Raw genomic sequence first — 19839 nt, forward strand, 5'->3', positions numbered from 1 at the left:
ATTAAATCCAAAATGACCTGCTAGCTTTTCTGATTCGTAAAAAGTAGTTCATTTTTATATTTCTTTGCTCAATATATTTTTTATCTTTTCTTTAAAAAGTGGTGTATAAATATAGCGATAGCCTTTTAAAGTTGGGTGTGCATCATCAGCAAAAAGTGTATTATCATATTTTATTTGTTCATTTGCCCATTGATTGCCCCAAACATCTAAAATTTCAATATCCCTTTTTTCTTTTAGTTTATATAAATTATATACCAAAAATTCATAATAAGGATCTGCTTTTCTAATACAAGTATAAAATAATATAGGCGTATCCAAGGTTAATTTAGCGTAACTAATAATATATTCCATTGCGCCAATTGTTGTTTCTACATCAAAAGCATTATGATCATATTCTTTTTTTATTTCACCTACATATTTATTTAACCTACCATCATTCGTTGATAACTGACAAATCAACAAATCAAATTTGTTTTTACTTAACTTCTCTTTTTTTATTCTTTGGACATATGAATTTTTTTCTGTTCCTGCCAAACTTGTACCCGAAAGTGCTTCTTTCGTTGTGTTCATATGAGATTCTATATTTAAAAATTCAACAAATGAAATCCCATGAGAAGCCGCACCATATGTAATTGAAGAACCTAAAAAAAGAATGTTTTTATCAGCTAAACCATCTTCTCTTTTAAAAAATTGGGAGTTCGGTTTAAAACTACTTTTATTGCCTTTTCGTATATCATTAACAAAATTTGTCACTGCAGAAGCTAATTTCCCAACAATATACACGCTAATTAACATTATTACCTTTTTCAATTTTATAGCTCCTTTTGGACATTATCATATTAAATTCTCAAATATACATTTTAATTAGTTAGGTACATTGAATTACTAATTTTCATGATATTATAACTTGATTATGACAGAAAGTTTATAGTCTAACTGTATGCATAAGTCAATGAAAAACAACTCATGATATCAATATTTTTTATATTTCACATTGATAATCTTATTTAAGTATTCTATTTTATATAATTTAATCTTTTTAGTTCAAAAGTTCTACGTCTATTGAAATAATATTACTCACATTGATATATCTACCACTGTCTTTTAAGTAAAAGTATTCATGTTTCTTAATTGCTTTTTCAAACCTTTTTAAAGCCAATGCTTCACTAATTTCCCAAATATTTTCTACATACTCACGAAACATATTTCCATCGTTCGTTTTTATTTTAAAAACAAAAATTTCGTCCATCTATATTCACCCTGTGTAAGTATTATAAATTAATTATCCAACTAATTACTTAGCATTGCAAATTAGATACATTCCTAAATCGAAATACATTCTTACAATAATTTAATTGCTTTCAAAAATAATGCACAAGCACATAGCATATAGATTTTTAATAAAACAAAAGCCCTCAACCGCAATGGGTGAAGGCTCGGCTATGAAGACGCTGGGAGTTCATTAAAGCGATTAACTATACATTTTTATAACTATTGCTATATCAACGTTTACATTGTCTTGATGCTGTAGTGTAAAATATTAAAATTGCAAAAACAAAAGAAATTTGTGCACTCTTAATGTATTCGTTCCCGCATGCAAGAGTTAATTACTTAAATACTTAATAATGTTATTAATCTGTTTCTTTAAATCGTTCTTGAGTAGCTGGCTCAGCACTTTTTTCTTCGGTTGTATTTTCAGAATGTTGCTCTTTTTTTATAGACTTCCCAATTGTACGTTTTTCTTATGTATTTTCAAGAGTCGTTCCTTTATTTTTGTCCACAATTACTTATGCTTAAGATGCCTCATTTTGACCATAAAAAGGTGTTTCTATGTAATAGTGATTTTCGTCACTTTTGCCTTTGTGATATATTAATCACTCTTATTAAAAAATACTTGATTTTCCGTTTATAACTTTTCATTAGCAATTGTTTTCGCTTGATTGATAGTTAATTTTCCACCTTAATCATGTGACTTATCATCGACATTTTGTTTGTTATGTTTTGAATTACTTTTATAATTTTCATTCGACTTTTTATGGTCTTCATTGGATTCATTTGAATTCCTCACATCATCCAGACTAATAAAATCACATCCACTCAAAAAAATTATAGTTACCAATGCTGAAATAAACAAACTTTTAATTTCACAATAAACTCTTATCTATATTCCTAGTACATATAACTTAGTAGAGATGTTTTTAACATAAAATACATAATTAAATATTAATATCCAAAATATTTATATATAACATATAATATTAATCCAATAGTTGGTCCACCAATTATTACCATAACCACAATACACCCAGTATCACCCAAAGCCCAATGCAATATTTTAAAGATTACTAGCCAAAATACAACAGTAACAACGATCCCTATAAGTAATATCAATAACATAGTAAAAATTCCAATTAAATCCATTCTATCCTCATTACTACTCCTTATACTGTTTTAAAATTTAACAAAGAATATTGTAACATTCTTTCACTTTCATTCAACAATAATGTTATTCAAAAAATATAATGTCCTATCATTAATTATTTACATATTGTTTTTCACTATCTAAAATGATTACAATTTTTAAATCTGCTATTCTTCTTTAGATTAATAACTTTCGTTACATATCCCATCATACATTAAGTTACTTAATATATATTTCTGACATTTACTCTGTAATACATCGGGCAATGAATTTACGTATACTTTTCGCTTTATTAAATAACCATAAGCATATTCACAAATATTAAATTTAACTATAACCTTTTGTTATCACTATTATTTTTTAGGTATAGTACAATTAAGTTAATAATTTATTTTTAAGGGAGAGCATTAAATGAAAAATATTTTATTTTTATTATTAGCAAGTTTCTTAGTATTAGCAGCATGTGGCAATAAAGAAGAAAGTAAATCAGATGATAGTAAGGAAACAAAATCATCAAGTAATAAGAAATCAAATGATGAAAAGAAAAATATTAAACAATCTGAAGATAGCAAAGACAAATCAAATGATAGTTCTAATGATGAAGTAACAAAACAAAATGAAATTAATGAACAACCTGTTCAATCACAAGAACAAGTGAATACACAAAAGCAACAAATGACACAACAACCTATTCAGTCGCAAGAGAAAGCAGAACAATCTGAATCTGAACAACAACAAAACTCACAAGTGGCTAATAACGAGCAATCAAATGTACCTGCTGGTGACGCAATGTTTGGTGAATATAAAGAAGATGGTACTTATTGTACAGTTGGTGGTTGTTTAACACCTGAACAACAAAAAGACCAAGAAGAAGCAAATTATGAAGAGATGGAAAATCAAGGATATTCTCGTGAAGAGTACGATGAAATTCAGAATAAAGCTGCAGAATTACAACAACAAAGAGACAATGGAGAAATTTCATCAGAAGAATTTACGGATAGTTATCTTGAATTATATGATTGATAATCCTATTTAACATATTTTTATATGGGCATTAAACTATGCCCTTTTTATTTTAACTCCGCAATATCCTTCAAACTAATTCTATTTAATCCATTTCATTCATATAAATAAAACAATTGTACATAGTCATCTACTTTGCGAATATATCCTTCTATATTTTTAATATATCCACTTTCATAATAACTAATAATCACTTCTGAATCATTGAGCATTTCGAGCGTTAAAGTTTATTCTATTCATATAGTTGATCATCGCTAAATAAAGACTTAACTATTTTATTCTGATCTTCAACATACTATTCTAACATTTCATACTTTTCGTGCATAAACTTGAAAAGATGTAATTTAACTAATCCATGTTCTGGTAGTATTCGTGATTAAGATATTCACGTAGTGTTTTACGATAATCAGTTTCATTTTTATAATTATCTGGAGTCATAGTATTACTTCAATAAATATTGACGGAACACTTGTTATTATATGTAAATAAAAAATAACCACCCATTGACATGTGTGAGTGGCTTATTAGAAAGACAAAAATATTCAATTAACTATACAAAACATTCATAAACTACGATTATTTCTAATTTTCATTGCTTTAATAACTATGTATATTGAATTTACACCCATTATAAGAACGTAAGGTATTAATATAATCAAATTTTCTAATTGTGTAATAAAAATAAGACCAAATAAAAATAAAATATTTAACCAAATAGATATAAAATAACTTGTGTCTAATTCAGGATTTATCTTCACAAAATCACCCATTCTTTAAAATTTCAATATAATTGCTTTATTGACATTGAGCTACGAATCAATTTTATTTTAACACAAAAATAAGGCTAGCACATAAGTGTATATCCTTGATAATCAATCCATTACCCTATCAAAAACTTGTTTTACTTTCTCATCTGATACTTCAAATATACGTCCTACCATGACAATTGAATAATCTGTTGTACTTTATATATCACAGTTGTTGTTCAAGTGACCTAATTAAATCACTTAAATTTCTATTTTATAAAAATGTTCAACTACAGGAAAAGGTTCATAATAACAATGCAATAAAGACTTCCAATTATTATATTCTTCAGACTCACGAAAACCTATTGTATGATCTTCTAATGTTTCCCACTCAACCAATAACAGATACTTACCTTCTTCTTCAAAACATTTATTTAACGAATGATTTATATAGCCTTTCATTGAACTAATAATACTAGAGGCTTCTATAAAAGATTCCTCAAATTCATTTTCCATATTCTTTTTAACTTGTAACATCGCTCCTTCAAGTACCAATGCAAAATCCCCCTTAAAATATATTTTGAAAGAAATTAATACGATTTCCTTTTATTTTAACCACTTTTATATCATTAATCTATTTTGCTTTATTCCAATTGCTTTATTGACGTTGAGCCTCGCAATAATTTATTTTAATGATAGCATAAAAAAATAGGGCAAACACATAAGTGCTTACCCTTCTACTATTTTATCCAACACCCTATCAAATACTTGTTTCACTTTCTTATCTGATACTTCAAATAAACGCCCCACAATGACAATTTAATAATCTGTTGTACTTTTTAACATCACAATCTTTATAAACTGCTGTAATACCTTTTACAATCGTTCCTAAGTTCATATATTGAATTTTTTCCATATCATGTGATTTATTCTTATAAGTATCTACCATATTATGATAATTACACACGTATCTTTCTAGAACAACTTTCAATAAATTTCAAAATTTTTATACATGAAAAAAGCCCTCAACCGTTGTGGTTGAGAGCTCTAATATGGAGACGGCGGGATTCGAACCCGCGTCCAGAGGTCCTGATACTAATCTTTCTACGTGTGTAGTCTATCAAGGTATTTCGCATAATGTTAGGTGATAGACAGCCGACATTATGCTAGTTCGATTAATCTCTTCTAGGCAGACTTCAAACGGCAATGCCTAGCGTATCCTATTAAGGTTGAATCGCGTTAACTGCACATAGGAAATGCAGTTAGGCGATGCAGAGTGCTATTAGGCAGCTACTGCGAAATTATTGTTTGATTTGTCAGTTAATTTTTAACTGTGTGTGTTGGTGCGGAGACAACCCTCCGACACGCTTAACTAGCTCGGGGACCCCTGTCGAATCCAAAAACGTCCCCTTAATAATATAATGTACTTTCTGCAGATTTAATCATCTATCTTTTCAGAAAGCACATATTATATTACCAAAGATCGAAGTCTTTGGCAATATTTTCGCTTAATAACGCGCTTTAAGCGCTCTATCTACGTCACGTTTCATTGCTTTTTCTTTCAATGCCTGACGTTTATCATGTTTTTTCTTACCTCTTGCAACACCAAGTAAAACTTTGCATTGACCGTGTTTTAAATAGAGTTTTAAAGGAATGATGGAATAACCAATTTCTCTAGTACGTTCTCCTAATTTTGCTATTTCACGTTTGTGTAATAGTAATTTGCGTGAACGACGTGGGTCATGGTTAAATCGATTTCCTTCTTCATATGGGGCAATGTGCATATTATTTAAAAACATTTCGCCACGATTTACTTGCGCATAGCTATCTTTAAGGTTTGCACTGCCACGACGAATGGACTTAATTTCTGTCCCTTTCAACACAATGCCCGCTTCAATCGTATCTTCTATATTAAAATCATGTCTGGCCTTACGATTTTCAGCTAATGTTCCTGGTGATTTTTTCTTTGGCATTGAGTTTCACCTCTTTGTTGAATTATTTTTTCTTCTTACGAGCTTTATTTTTCACTTTTTTATCTTTGTAAAATGGCTTGTGTTTGGTGTTACCACTTGCTTGTTTGTTTTTATTGCGTTGGTTTTTACCTTTTCGTTGTTTCTTCTTGCCTTTTTTATCATTATTTGAGTTATCTAATGATTGACCGCGTGGCTTCGCTTGAATCGTCTTACCACGTGAAGGTCTTGGACTACGCTCTTTTTTCGGTAATGGCATACCGACAATTTGGAAATCGATCATACGCTCATCAACATCTACGTTAACAACTTTGATTTTAACTGGATCACCAATGCGGAAGACTTTAGCTTGGCGTTCTCCAATCATTGCCATTTGACGTTCATCGAAGTGATAATAATCGTCAGTCATCTCTGATACATGTACCATACCTTCGATTGTATTTGGCAATTCGATAAACATACCAAAATTAGCTACAGAGCTGATGATACCTTCATATTCTTCTCCGATATGTTGAACCATATATTCTGCTTTCTTCAATTCATCGGTGTCACGTTCTGCTTCGATCGCTCTACGTTCTCTTTGAGATGTATGATCAGCAATTTCTGGTAATGCTTCTTCCCATTTATTAAGTGTTTTATCATCCATTGTTTTATCAATAAGATATTTACGAATAAGTCTATGCACGATTAAATCTGGATATCTCCGAATCGGTGATGTGAAGTGTGTATAGTGTTCTGCTGACAGGCCGAAGTGACCTAGATTCACATCATCGTAACGTGCTTGTTGCATTGAACGTAACATCATAGTAGAAATGACCATTTGCTCTGGTTGACCTTCTACTTCTTGTTGAATTTTTTGTAAAGTTGATGGATGTACTTCTTCGCCAGTACCTTTAATCATTAAACCAAAGTTAGTAATAAAGTCAAAGAATTGGCGTAAACGTTCTGATTTCGGTTGCTCGTGTACACGATATATAAATGGTACATTTAATCGATCGAAATGTTCTGCTATCGTTTCGTTGGCTGCTAACATAAACGATTCGATGAGACGTTCACCTTCACCGCGTTTTCTTAATTCTACGTCTGTTGGAATGCCTTCATCATTGACAAGTACTTTGGCTTCACTGATATCGAAGTCAATTTCACCACGGCGTTTACGCATGTTGATTAAACGTTCAGACAAGTCTTTAGCTAAATCAAGCATTGGTGTAACTTCGTTATATTGTTTGCGCGTATCTTCATTTTGATCTGTAATAATTTCATTCACTTCATCGTATGTCATACGATAATTTGAATGAATCACACTATCAAAGATTTCATGATTAACCACATGACCACGTTCATCTAATTCCATCTGGCAACTTAAAGTTAGCCTATCTACTTGTGGATTCAATGAACAAATACCGTTACTAAGTCGATGAGGTATCATTGGAATTACACGGTCAACTAAATATACACTTGTTGCACGGTCGTATGCTTCTTCATTTAGTGCTGATCCTTCCGTTACATAATAACTGACATCAGCGATACTCACTGTCAATTGTGTATGACCATTATCTAACTTCTTGACACTAATTGCGTCATCTAAGTCTTTAGCGTCTGCGCCATCAATTGTAATAGTTAGCTCATTTCTTAAATCACGACGTCCTTCGATTTCAGATGGTTTGATTTCATCTGGTACAGCTTCAGCTTCTTCTAATACCTTATCTGGAAATTCTATTTCAATACCATGTTGATAGATAATCGACAAAATGTCGACACCTGGATCATTTTTATGACCTAAAATTGCTGAAACTTGGCCTTCTGGGTTATCGGTACCGTCCGCATATTTCGTGATTTGTACTAATACTTTATGCCCATCTATCGCACCTAAATTATGACCTTTAGGTATAAACACATCTTGCATAATGCGTTTATCATCTGGTAAGACAAATCCAAAATGTCGAGCTTCACTGTACGTGCCCACCACTTGGGTAACGGAGTGTTTTTCGATTGATTTTACTTCACCTTCCAGCTTACCTTTATGTTCACCTTTAGAGTTTTGTAATTCGACAAGTACAGTATCTCCATCCATTGCACGATTAATCTTTGTAGGTGGGATAAAGACATCATCCATCTCATCGTCTTCAGGACGTAAGAATGCAAAGCCTTTTTTATTTTGACTAAGCGTACCTTGTATTAATTTCGATTGTTTTGATTTTTTAGATTCCTTACGTTGGTATCTGTCTGTCTTCGTACGTTGAATTAATCCTGTTTGTTCTAATTCAACAAGTACCTTGATTAAGTCTCTAAATGAGTCGGCACTATTTAAACCTAATGCATCTTGAAAATCTGATACAGACATGGGTTCATAATCTGGTTGCTTAATAATTTCTTCTATGGATTGCTTTAAATTCATTATGCCCCTCCTTTCTATAATTAAATACTAAAAATTTATTTGGACCAATCTAATGATTCTAAGAATTGGTATATATCTTCAAAAACTTTTTCTTTTTCTTTATCAATTGTAATGACATGTCCTGAATTCGCATACCATTTAATTTCTTTATCATCAGACTCGCTGTCATTGTATATAATATTAGCAGAGTCGGTATTAATCATTTGATCTTGCTCACCTTGGATAACAAGTAGCGGATCCATTACCTCGTCTACTTGGTTACGTATACTTTGAATCTGACCTTGTAGATCTTTTAACGTATCTGTTGGATGAAACGCATCCATTTCTTTTTCTATTGTCGCTTCATCTTTGCCTTCGTATTTTTTGAAATTACGCGCATACGTTAAGACACCATCAAACATTGCACCTTCAGTCTTAATATGCATAGGTGAACACATTGTTATAATACCCTTTACATCTCTATCTAAGCTTATTTTTAATGCATAACAACCACCCAGTGATAAGCCAGCAACCACAATTTCATCATATCCTTTATCAACAAGGAATTCGTATCCATCTATTGCATCTTTATACCATGCAAATGGACTAGATTGCAGTATCTCTTCTGGTGGTGCTGCATGACCATCATATTGTGGTGCATAAGAAGTGTAACCCTTTTTTTGTAAGAATCTACCTAACTGTCTTACATCTGAAGAATTCCCTGTAAAACCATGTAAAAGTAATACAGCACGATTACCTTCTTCAAAAAAGAATGGTTCTGGTAATCTAATTTGCATTGTGACTCAATCCCTTCATCCAAGCTATTAAAATAATTATGATATCAGTTGTACTCAAAATATATTCCCTACTTCGAATCATTTAAAAGTCGAATACTTCCATTATAAATAAAAAAGCCCGACTTTTACATTGTCGGACCTTATAAACCAAAATAACTTATGCCTAACATTAACAAGAAGAAAATGACAGACAATACAATTGTTAATCTATGCAAGAATAAATCAACGCCACGTTGTTTTTGTTTACCAAATAACTGTTCAGCGCCACCGCTTATCGCACCTGATAGTCCATTACTTTTACCTTCTTGGAGTAATACAACAGTCACTAATGCAATACAATCTAAAATTAAAATGATCATGAAAAATGTATGCATAAAAATTGTCCTCCATTCATTATATACGAACCGCATTATATCACACGTTTATCTTATTTAGCAAACTTCTATCTATTAAAAGTGCTTTTACGTTTAATTGAAACAACCAACATATATATCGCTAAAATAAGTGACATGATCAATACAATTGTTAACGGTAAGATATTAATCATTGATTTTGTATCTAATATCGCTTCATAAACCGCATTGATATTAACTAAATTATATAAAATTTGTGAAGTGAATACTGCAAACATAAACCACCACAAATAAGTATGCCTATTCCAAATCGCAATAATCCCTGTTAAATTAGCAATCACATACATGATACCTGTAAATTGGAAACTGTTTTTTATCACACCAATTGCGTTTTCAGAAGGCTTTTGTCTACTATTTATTAACATTTGTTTTATTACACTATCGTCTAAAATAACGAATAAATGAATCGCATAAAGTATTGCTATAATTAGTGAAGTGTATGCAAGAAAATGACCTGTTCGAATTTCTTTTGTTTTAGGTTGTGCCTTCATAATCAGTCAATGCTCCTTCTATAATTTACACTATTAATTATATCAGTTTCACAAACAAAGATGAACAAATTAGACAATGTAAATCATGTATTTCATTAATATGTATGTTTCTCTGACACAAATGGTCATCATAACTGAAATCGACAGGTATCGCAATAACCTAACTACATCATACGTTTGGTATATGATTTTTTATCCAATCAAAAAACACGCAAACCCATAGGGTTTACGTGTTAGCGCGTGAACTCATTTTTAGATAAACATTATTTATCTAAATTGTAGAATGATTTAATACCATCGAATTTGCCTGTTTCAAATAATTCATCTTCGATGCGTAATAATTGATTGTATTTAGCAATACGGTCAGTTCTTGATAATGAACCAGTTTTAATTTGACCTGCATTTGTAGCAACTGCGATATCAGCAATAGTTGTATCTTCTGTTTCACCAGAACGGTGTGATACTACTGCTGTATAACCAGCTTTTTGAGCCATTTCAATAGCATCAAATGTTTCAGTTAATGTACCAATTTGGTTAACTTTAATTAAGATTGAATTACCGATACCTTTTTCGATACCTTCTGATAATTTAACAGTGTTTGTAACGAATAAATCGTCACCAACTAATTGAACACGATCACCGATACGGTCAGTTAATACTTTCCAACCGTCCCAGTCATTTTCATCCATACCATCTTCAATAGAAATAATTGGATATTTATTAACCAATTCTTCTAAATAGTCAACTTGTTGTTCTGCTGTAAGTTTTGAACCATTTTCGCCTTCGAATTTAGCATAGTTATAAACACCATCTTCGAAGAATTCTGATGAAGCACAGTCAAAGCCTAAGAACACATCTTTACCAGGTTCTAAACCTACTGCTTTAATCGCTTCTAAGATTGTTTCAACAGCATCCTCTGTACCTTCAAATTTAGGAGCGAAACCACCTTCGTCACCTACTGCTGTTTCTAAACCACGGTTTTTAAGGATTGATTTTAAGTTGTGGAAAATTTCTGCTCCCCAACGTAATGATTCTTTAAATGTTTCTGCACCAACTGGTAAGATCATGAACTCTTGGAATGCGATTGGCGCATCAGAGTGAGAACCACCATTTACAATGTTCATCATTGGAACTGGTAATTGTTTACCATTGAAGCCACCTAAATATTTATAAAGTGGTTGGCCTAATAAATCAGCTGCTGCACGTGCTACTGCAATAGAAACACCAAGAATAGCATTTGCGCCTAATTTACCTTTATTTTCAGTTCCGTCTAATTGAATCATCATTTTATCAATTGAAACTTGTTCTAATACTGAAAATTCACCTTCAACTAATTCAGGTGCAATAATTTCATTTACGTTTTCAACAGCTTTCGTTACACCTTTACCTAAATAACGTGATTTGTCTCCATCACGTAATTCAACTGCTTCGTGCTCACCAGTAGACGCACCTGATGGTACAAGTGTGCGACCAAATGCACCGCTTTCAGTTAATACTTCTACTTCCACTGTTGGGTTGCCGCGTGAGTCAAGGACTTCGCGAGCATAAACATCTGTAATAATTGGCATGTTTGTAATCTCCTTTATAAATAAGTAGTTTAGAAATATTAAATTTCATCTTTATTATAGCTATAAATACTATAAATACAAATAATTTAATTACTTCATTTTGATTATGCGTGCCATCAGTCATTTAAGCAAATCTTAAACAATGACACGCCCTTATATTTCTGGTTTTTAGACCATATTGTGTTTATATTATTTTAATGCTTGATAAGTGATTCACCAGTCATGTCTTCAGGTTGTTTTACTTGTAACAAATCTAATAGTGTAGGCGCTAAATCACCTAGTCGACCTGTTTCACGTAAAGTTTCACCCTCTTTAGTAACAATCACTGGTACTGGGTTAGTCGTATGTGTTGTCATTGGTTGCTCATCATCAGTGAGTACCATATCTGAGTTACCATGGTCAGCTGTAATGATGGCATGACCACCCATATCAATAATTTTATCTACGACTTCACCTAAACACTCATCAACTGCTTCAATCGCTTTGATTGTAGGTTCAAGCATACCGCTATGCCCCACCATATCAGGATTGGCAAAGTTTAATAAGATTAAGTCTAAGTCACCTTTATTCAACTCTTCAATCAGTGCGTCTTTTACTTCATAAGCACTCATTTCTGGTTTAAGATCATAAGTTGCAACTTTAGGTGAGTCAATCAATCTACGACGTTCACCTTCGAATTCATCATTGCGACCACCACTCATAAAATAAGTGACATGCGGGAATTTTTCAGTTTCCGCTATACGTAACTGTTTCAAGCCATTATCTTGTGCAACTTCACCAATTGTATTTGTTAAGTCGACTTTTTCAAAAACAATTTTTGCATCTACATTATCATTATATTTTGTAAATGTAGCGTAAAATAAGTCATTAACTTGGTCTACTTTAAAGCCTTCAAATGCTTTATCTGTAAAGATTTCAGACAGTTGACCAGCTCTATCAGGACGGAAGTTATAGAAGATGACTGCATCTCCATCATTCACGCCATTATTTTGATCTTTAATGATAAATGGTTCGACAAATTCATCAGTTAAATCTTTAGCATAGTTTGCTTCAACACCAGCTTTAGCTGATTCAAATGTTTCTCCGCCAAAGTTACGAATTGCGTTATAAGCTTTTTCTTCTCTATCCCAGCGTTTATCACGATCCATTGCGTAATAACGACCTGAAACAGATGCGAATTGGCCAATGCCTAATTCTTTAAATTTAGCTTCTGTTTCTTCGATATATTTAAGTGCTGATTTTTGGTCGACATCACGTCCATCTAAGAACGCGTGTACATAAACGTTGTCAACGCCTTGCTTTTTGGCTAATTCTAATAAAGCAAATAGATGCTTGTAATGACTATGCACACCACCATCTGACAATAAACCAAAAATATGGAGTGCTGATTGATTGCCTTTTACGTGTTGAATCGCCTGATTCAATACATCATTTTCAAAGAAATCGCCATCTTCAATAGATTTATTGATACGTGTTAAACTTTGATAAACAATGCGTCCAGCGCCAATATTCATGTGTCCAACTTCTGAATTACCCATTTGACCTTCAGGAAGTCCAACATCCAAGCCACTCGCTTCGATTTGTGTTGTTGGATATTGATTATAATAACGGTCAAAATTAGGTTTATTAGCTAGTTTCACAGCATTACCATGCTCACTTTCTCTATTTGCAAAACCATCTAAAATAATTAATGCAGTTGGTTGTTTAGCCATATTATTTTGCACCTTCTAACAATTGTACAAAATCATCCACTTTAAGTGATGCGCCACCTACTAATGCGCCATCGATGTCTGATTCTGCCATGTATTCTTTTATGTTGTTAGGTTTAACACTACCGCCATATTGAATACGTGTTGCATCAGCAACTGATTGTCCTGATAAGTCTGCAATCGTTTCTCTTACAAATGCACACATTTCATTGGCATCTTTTGCAGTTGATGATTTGCCAGTACCGATTGCCCAAATTGGTTCATATGCAATGACAACTTGTTTCAATTGTGTTTCAGATAATCCTTCAACAGCTTTTTTCACTTGGTTACCAACAACTTCATTAGCTTTGCCACTTTCGCGTTCTTCGTCTGTTTCACCAACACAAATAATTGGAGTCATACCATGATTGAATACGGCATGTGCTTTTTTGTTAATATCTTCATCTGTTTCATGGAAGATTTCACGACGCTCAGAGTGTCCAATAACAACGTATTTTACACCTAAATCAGCTAATGCTACTGGTGATGTTTCACCTGTAAATGCACCATTATCTTCATAAAAAGCATTTTGTGCACCAATTTGTAAACCTTGTGCTTTACCTTCATTAACTGCTGTTACTAAGGCATCTAATTGAATTGTTGGAGCACAAATGACAGATTCTACCTCTTTAGTATCTGGTAATGCTGGTAATTCATTAATAAAATCTTTAGCCTCTTGAACTGTTTTGTTCATCTTCCAGTTACCCGCAATAATTGGTTTTCTCATTATATACACTCCTATTAGTAAATTATGATTAATTTTTAATCAAGTTTTGCTCGTAAATTAACGATTATTTATTAGCAATCGCAACGACACCTGGCAATTCCTTACCTTCAAGATATTCTAATGAAGCACCGCCACCAGTTGAAATGTGACTAAAGTCATCAGCATATCCTAATGAAATCGCTGCTGCAGCTGAATCGCCACCACCGATAATTGTGTTTGCGTCTTTCATTTCAGCAATTGCTTCACAAACCCCAATTGTACCTTTTGCGAAATTACTGAATTCAAATACACCCATAGGTCCATTCCAAACTACTGTATGAGCGCCTTGTAGTTTTTCTTTGAATAATTCTACAGTTTTCGGACCAACATCCATCGCTTCTTGGTCGGCAGGAATGTTATCGACGGAAACTTCTGTAATCTTTGCATCATTAGAAAATTCTTTTGCAACTTTACAGTCTACAGGTAATACAATTTGATCTCCTGCTTTTTCTAACAATTCTTTTGCAAAGTCTACTTTATCTTCTTCTAATAAAGATAAGCCGATTTCTTTACCTTGCGCTTTGAAGAATGTGTATGACATACCGCCGCCAATAAGCACTTTATCTGCTATTTTCAATAAGTTAGTGATTACACCAATTTTATCTGAAACTTTAGCGCCACCAAGAATTGCAACTACAGGTTTATCTGGGTTTTCTACAACGCCGCCGATATATCTAATTTCTTTTTCCATTAGATAACCTGCTACAGTTTCTAAGTGAGCTGCAATACCTACGTTTGACGCATGTTTACGGTGTGCCGTTCCAAATGCATCATTTACAAATACATCACCTAATGATGCCCAGTATTCACCTAATTCAGGGTCATTTTTAGACTCTTTTTTACCTTCTAAATCTTCAAAACGTGTATTTTCAACTAATAGCACATCACCTTCATTTAAATCTTTAATTGAGTGCTCTAATTGTGTTCCACGTGTTTCAGGAACAAATGCCACGTCTTTATTTAATTTTTCAGCTAATGCATTAGCTACAGGTTTTAAAGTTAATTCTGCTTTATCACTTTCTTCTTTAACTTTTCCTAAGTGAGAGAATAAAACGACTTTACCACCTTGTTCAATAATATATTTTATAGTTGGTAAAGCTTGAACGATACGGTTGTCGTCCGTAATTTCACCGTCTTTCATAGGTACGTTAAAATCTGCACGTACAAGTACAGTTTTACCTTTTAACTCGATATCAGATACAATTTTTTTTGTCATGTAATCTTCCTCCTTTAGATGGATGAATAAAGTAAAATAAGCGGAGAAGCGTTGAGCTCCCCCGCTTACTCCTAAGCTTATTGATTCAATTTCACAACGCTATACTTGTTAAACTAAAGTGAGCATCAAATTATTTAGCGTGACTTGCTAAATATTCTAATGTGCGTACTAATTGTGAAGTGTATGACATTTCGTTATCATACCAAGCTGCTACTTTAACTAATTGACGATCTCCAACAGTCATAACACGTGTTTGAGTTGCATCAAATAGTGAACCGTAAGTCATTCCGATTACATCAGAAGAAACGATTTCATCTTCAGTATAACCGAATGATTCGTTAGATGCATTTTTCATTGCGTTATTTACGTCTTCGATACTTACATTTTTGTCTAAAACTACTGTTAATTCAGTTAATGAACCAGTTGCAACTGGTACACGTTGTGCTCCACCGTCTAATTTACCATCAATTTCAGGAATTACTAGGCCGATAGCTTTAGCAGCACCTGTTGAGTTAGGGATGATGTTTTCAGCAGCTGCACGTGCACGACGTTTGTCACCTTTTCTATGAGGCGCATCTTGTGTGCTTTGGTCACCAGTGTAAGCATGAATTGTAGTCATGAAACCTTCGATTAAACCGAATTCATCATTCAACACTTTAGCAACTGGCGCTAATGAGTTAGTAGTACATGAAGCACCTGAAACAACGTCTTCTGAACCATCTAAAGTATCATGGTTAGTGTTGTAAACGATTGTTTTCAAGTCACCTTTAGCTGGTGCTGAAATCAATACTTTTTTAGCTCCTGCATTGATATGTGCTTCTGCTTTTTCTTTATCTGTAAATAAACCAGTACATTCTAATACTACATCGATATCTAAGTCTCCCCAAGGTAATTTGCTTGGATCTGGCTCAGAAAATGATTTAACTTCTAATCCGTTAACGCGGAAACCATTCTCTTCAACTTCAACTTCTCCTGTGAAGCGACCTTGTGTAGTGTCATATTTTAATAAATGAGCTAACATTTCATCATCTGTTAAGTCGTTTACTGCTACTACATCGATTCCTTCTACATCTTGAATTCTTCTGAATGCTAAACGACCAATTCTACCAAAACCATTAATTGCTACTTTAACTGCCATTATAATGGCCTCCTTTAAAATGATATTTAAAAAGTGGAATCACTTTTTATTACTATTATTCGCGATAATACTTGCCGCTCCTTCATCTGTGATTAACACAGTGTTTTTGGGTGCAATCGAAAGATAAGCTTTAATTGCCTCTCCTTTTGATTTACCCCCAGCAACGGCAAAGATAAACTTTTTCGATACAAGGTCTTCTAATTGAAGTCCGATCGTTTTTACTTTGTGAACGATCTGCCCTTGTTCATCGAAATAATATCCAAATGCTTCTCCCGAGGCATTGTGATGTTGAAGTTTTTCAATAACTTCACTAGGTGATTGACGTCTACGCGCCATCTTCAGCGCATCACCAATGCCGTGGATTGTAATATTTGCTTCTTTAATTTTTTCTAAAGTGTGTATCACTGACGGCTCTAACATAAGTGTATTATACGTTGTTTCACTGACATTATCTGGTACATAAAGCGTTGTATAATCTCCATCTGTTTGCTGTGCCATACTGGCTGCAATTGTATTGGCTTGATATACAACGTTTTCACCAAGCCCACCTCTTGCAGGTACAAAAAATACGTCGTAAGGTTGCCGATGCATAGCTTCACTTACGTATGCCATCGTTGAGCCACCAGTAACTGCTACAGTTGCATGATCGTATAAAACATCTTCAACTAGCTGTCCGGCTTGTTTAGATAATTCAATTTTAACCGTTTTATCAGTGTCTGAATCACCAGGAATGACATAAACATCTTTAATGCCATATTTTTCTTTGATAATTTGAGCAAGGTGATGATCATCTGAATAAACGTTAAAATAACTATTGAGTTGGCGTACTGTCGTTTCACCAGCTTCAGTGATTTCCATACCTGTGGGTTTAACTTTGATAAGTGCTTGTTTCTTTAAAACATCTGTTTCAGAACGCAACACTCTTTCAGTTAAATCCATATATTCACTTAAACTACGTCTACCGACGGGTTGATACTGAGCGATAGTAGTGAGTATTGAAAAACGACGATACATCTTTTCAACAATTTCTGGGACAAGCTTTTGTTGAATTTTTATCAAGTTCTTCACTACTAACCTCCTCCGTTTCTATATACAAGGGTCAAGTTCTAACCATAGATTGACTTTTTACGTCCCTACTGGGACAAAAAAATATAACCTCTTATATTTGCTATAATACTACTATACATTTAAAAAAGCAAGAGAAATACTTCGTTCTTAAATAAAGTGAAATTTATACTTTTATAGTTCTATTCTCTATATAAATATTTTACCCATTTTCTTTTTTTATTAATCATTTTCCACATGACATTTTTTAATTATATGTTAAACATAACATCATCAACATGCGTTTCTTTGAAACAATCTCCAATTATGCTTAAAATAAATATAAACTTAATGAGTTATTTTTCAGGAGGAATATACATGTCTAATAATAAACAACCAGAAGTTATAGACCCAGAAGATAAAAGATACAAAGATGACGATTACTTTAAACAAACGAAAGAACATTCTCAAAAAAATCCATATCAATCATTTAATTACAACAAACACATTGGTTGTCATTTAGGTCCATTTGGTTGTTTAGGTGGATGCTTATCAATCATACTGCTTTTGTCATTCATTTCATATTTAGTGAGCTTTTTATTTTAATCATTCTTTTTTTGTTTCATATGATTCTTACTACAAATGATAAGCTGCGTTTCATTTTAGTGCTTAATTCACATTAATATTTATAAAAAACACGCACTGTATGTGACAGCACGTGTTCTAGAAATATAATTTTCTTTTTATATTTAATCTTCATCAGATGATTGCGAACTTTTTTCTGTGTTTGAATTATTATTTTGCGTTGAACGTTGTTGAGTATTTTGTTGCGTACTGCGTTGTTGTGTAGAAGGTTCACTCGTCTTCTCTTCTGTTGATGGCTCAGATGTACGCTCTTCAGTAGAAGGTTCACTCGTCTTTTCTTCTGTTGTTTTTTCTTCTGTTGAAGGTTCACTTGTTTTTTCCTCTGTTGAGCGTTCTTCAGTAGTACGTTCTTCCTTTGTTTTTTCAGGTGAATCTTTTTCTTCCGTAGTTCTTCTTTCTTGTGTTCTAGGTTGCTGTGTCTGTTGAGTTTGTTGCGTCTGTTGCGTCTGAGGAACTTGTTGTGTTTGCTGTGTCTGTTGGGTTTGTTGTGTTTGGTTTGTTTCTTCAGTTGATTTTTCTTTTTTCTTGTCTTTTTGTTCCTTAGTTTTTTCTTTCTTTTTGTCTTTTTCTTCTTGTTTTTGGTCTGCCAAACGTTCATTGGCTTTATTTGAATGATCTACGAATGCAAAAATTGCAAAAACTAACCCACCTATAAGTAATAGGACAATCAATCCACTGATCAGTTTTGCGAAACCACTCATTTTTTTATTATCTTTGTCATCAAAATTGTTATTTTGATTATGCTTAGGCATATGCTCCCCTCACTTCAATTTATATCAAATCATCATTTTCAAATGGCATTTAACTTCATGTTAGAACTATATTTTACACTATTTCATTGATTAAACAACCTTATTAACCACATTTTAATGTAGATGTTACTTTGATTTCCAAACTATAGTAAAATAATCACATACAACACTTTTATTGTTGCTTCAACTTAATACTAATCTAATTTCGAATATTGTTTCAATACTTTTACTTAAATTATTCTTTTACTATCAATAATATCATAACAGGATGTGACTAGATTTTGAAAAAGTACGACTTATTTAATGAATCAAATCAATCACAAAAAAAGCCAACCCATTTGCGTCATATGATGAGCGAAAATGATAATGATGAATCAAAAATCCCAATTAAAACACGCTATAAACTTTTTATACTTGTGCTATTTTTGCTTTTAATCGCTTTTGGCATTATCGGCTTATTTATTTTATAATATGTAGTACTTCAATTACACTATTATAATGACATCAAAATAATTTCTACCGATTCAATGATGTATATTAAGAATCACAAAAAATTAGGCCTACACGATAATCGTATAGGCCTCTACTAAAGGGAGTCAAAATTTTACCTTCGCTAGTATATTATGGGGTATACTCGAAATAATTAAGAGATGATTAATTAATATCGAAGGTACCTTTATCATAACGACATATGATTTTATTTTAAATACATCTTTGACATAG

General features: G+C 32.8%; 18 protein-coding genes and 1 other RNA gene. 3 read left to right on the top strand and 16 right to left on the bottom strand.

Features of this window, described 5'->3' with window-relative positions; all coding sequences use genetic code 11:
• Positions 1-54 precede the first annotated feature (54 nt).
• Positions 55-810 (bottom strand): SGNH/GDSL hydrolase family protein, encoded by a 756-nt coding sequence (locus AB1J10_RS04240; protein ID WP_107365884.1) that lies wholly within the window; start codon positions 808-810, stop codon positions 55-57.
• 229 nt (positions 811-1039) lie between these two features.
• Positions 1040-1249: a hypothetical protein gene (locus tag AB1J10_RS04245; RefSeq protein WP_046207460.1), complete on the bottom strand. Its 210-nt coding sequence runs from the start codon at positions 1247-1249 to the stop codon at positions 1040-1042.
• A 1584-nt stretch (positions 1250-2833) separates the two neighbouring features.
• Between AB1J10_RS04245 and AB1J10_RS04250 the strand changes: the two genes are divergently transcribed.
• Positions 2834-3445 (top strand): hypothetical protein, encoded by a 612-nt coding sequence (locus AB1J10_RS04250; RefSeq protein WP_070039136.1) that lies wholly within the window; start codon positions 2834-2836, stop codon positions 3443-3445.
• Positions 3446-4452: 1007 nt separating this feature from the next.
• Here the strand turns inward: AB1J10_RS04250 and AB1J10_RS04260 are convergent.
• From AB1J10_RS04260 to AB1J10_RS04320, 13 genes are all read right to left on the bottom strand, one after another.
• Positions 4453-4746 carry an antibiotic biosynthesis monooxygenase family protein gene (locus AB1J10_RS04260; RefSeq protein ID WP_070039133.1) on the bottom strand — a complete coding sequence of 98 codons (294 nt, stop codon included), beginning with the start codon at positions 4744-4746 and terminating at the stop codon, positions 4453-4455.
• Between the two features lie 495 nt (positions 4747-5241).
• Positions 5242-5601, bottom strand: a transfer-messenger RNA (tmRNA) gene (gene ssrA, locus AB1J10_RS04265).
• Positions 5602-5699: 98 nt separating this feature from the next.
• Entirely contained in the window at positions 5700-6164 is a 465-nt protein-coding gene (smpB, locus tag AB1J10_RS04270) for an SsrA-binding protein SmpB (RefSeq protein WP_046207457.1), read from the bottom strand.
• A 22-nt stretch (positions 6165-6186) separates the two neighbouring features.
• The gene (gene rnr, locus AB1J10_RS04275; RefSeq protein ID WP_046207456.1) at positions 6187-8559 is read right to left on the bottom strand and encodes a ribonuclease R; all 2373 of its coding nucleotides are present in this window, start codon (positions 8557-8559) and stop codon (positions 6187-6189) included.
• Between the two features lie 35 nt (positions 8560-8594).
• Positions 8595-9335, bottom strand: a complete 741-nt coding sequence (locus tag AB1J10_RS04280) for an alpha/beta hydrolase (protein ID WP_046207455.1) — start codon at positions 9333-9335, stop codon at positions 8595-8597.
• A gap of 140 nt (positions 9336-9475) precedes the next feature.
• Positions 9476-9709 carry a preprotein translocase subunit SecG gene (gene secG / locus AB1J10_RS04285; protein WP_019469442.1) on the bottom strand — a complete coding sequence of 78 codons (234 nt, stop codon included), beginning with the start codon at positions 9707-9709 and terminating at the stop codon, positions 9476-9478.
• A gap of 68 nt (positions 9710-9777) precedes the next feature.
• A complete protein-coding gene (locus AB1J10_RS04290) occupies positions 9778-10239 on the bottom strand; it encodes a hypothetical protein (RefSeq protein WP_046207454.1) in 462 nt (153 codons plus the stop codon).
• Between the two features lie 263 nt (positions 10240-10502).
• Positions 10503-11807, bottom strand: coding sequence for a surface-displayed alpha-enolase (eno, locus tag AB1J10_RS04295; protein ID WP_046207453.1), 1305 nt, complete (start codon positions 11805-11807; stop codon positions 10503-10505).
• 194 nt (positions 11808-12001) lie between these two features.
• Positions 12002-13519, bottom strand: a complete 1518-nt coding sequence (gene gpmI / locus AB1J10_RS04300; RefSeq protein WP_046207452.1) for a 2,3-bisphosphoglycerate-independent phosphoglycerate mutase — start codon at positions 13517-13519, stop codon at positions 12002-12004.
• A 1-nt stretch (position 13520) separates the two neighbouring features.
• Positions 13521-14282, bottom strand: a complete 762-nt coding sequence (gene tpiA / locus AB1J10_RS04305; RefSeq protein WP_070039130.1) for a triose-phosphate isomerase — start codon at positions 14280-14282, stop codon at positions 13521-13523.
• Between the two features lie 64 nt (positions 14283-14346).
• Complete coding sequence (locus AB1J10_RS04310) at positions 14347-15537, bottom strand: phosphoglycerate kinase (protein ID WP_046207450.1); 1191 nt, start codon at positions 15535-15537, stop codon at positions 14347-14349.
• Between the two features lie 130 nt (positions 15538-15667).
• Positions 15668-16675 (bottom strand): type I glyceraldehyde-3-phosphate dehydrogenase, encoded by a 1008-nt coding sequence (gap, locus tag AB1J10_RS04315; protein ID WP_019469448.1) that lies wholly within the window; start codon positions 16673-16675, stop codon positions 15668-15670.
• Between the two features lie 39 nt (positions 16676-16714).
• Positions 16715-17689: a sugar-binding transcriptional regulator gene (locus AB1J10_RS04320; RefSeq protein WP_226857817.1), complete on the bottom strand. Its 975-nt coding sequence runs from the start codon at positions 17687-17689 to the stop codon at positions 16715-16717.
• 408 nt (positions 17690-18097) lie between these two features.
• Here AB1J10_RS04320 and AB1J10_RS04325 point away from each other — a divergent pair, with 408 nt between their 5' ends.
• Entirely contained in the window at positions 18098-18325 is a 228-nt protein-coding gene (locus tag AB1J10_RS04325; protein ID WP_070039127.1) for a hypothetical protein, read from the top strand.
• A 143-nt stretch (positions 18326-18468) separates the two neighbouring features.
• Here the strand turns inward: AB1J10_RS04325 and AB1J10_RS04330 are convergent, their stop codons facing one another.
• Positions 18469-19116, bottom strand: a complete 648-nt coding sequence (locus AB1J10_RS04330) for a DUF4887 domain-containing protein (protein ID WP_070039124.1) — start codon at positions 19114-19116, stop codon at positions 18469-18471.
• Positions 19117-19397: 281 nt separating this feature from the next.
• Between AB1J10_RS04330 and AB1J10_RS04335 the strand changes: the two genes are divergently transcribed.
• Positions 19398-19586 carry a hypothetical protein gene (locus AB1J10_RS04335; protein ID WP_064209494.1) on the top strand — a complete coding sequence of 63 codons (189 nt, stop codon included), beginning with the start codon at positions 19398-19400 and terminating at the stop codon, positions 19584-19586.
• Positions 19587-19839 lie beyond the last annotated feature (253 nt).

Origin of the sequence: Staphylococcus cohnii species complex 1663 (genome assembly GCF_041008415.1) — a bacterium.
Taxonomy (GTDB): domain Bacteria; phylum Bacillota; class Bacilli; order Staphylococcales; family Staphylococcaceae; genus Staphylococcus; species Staphylococcus ureilyticus.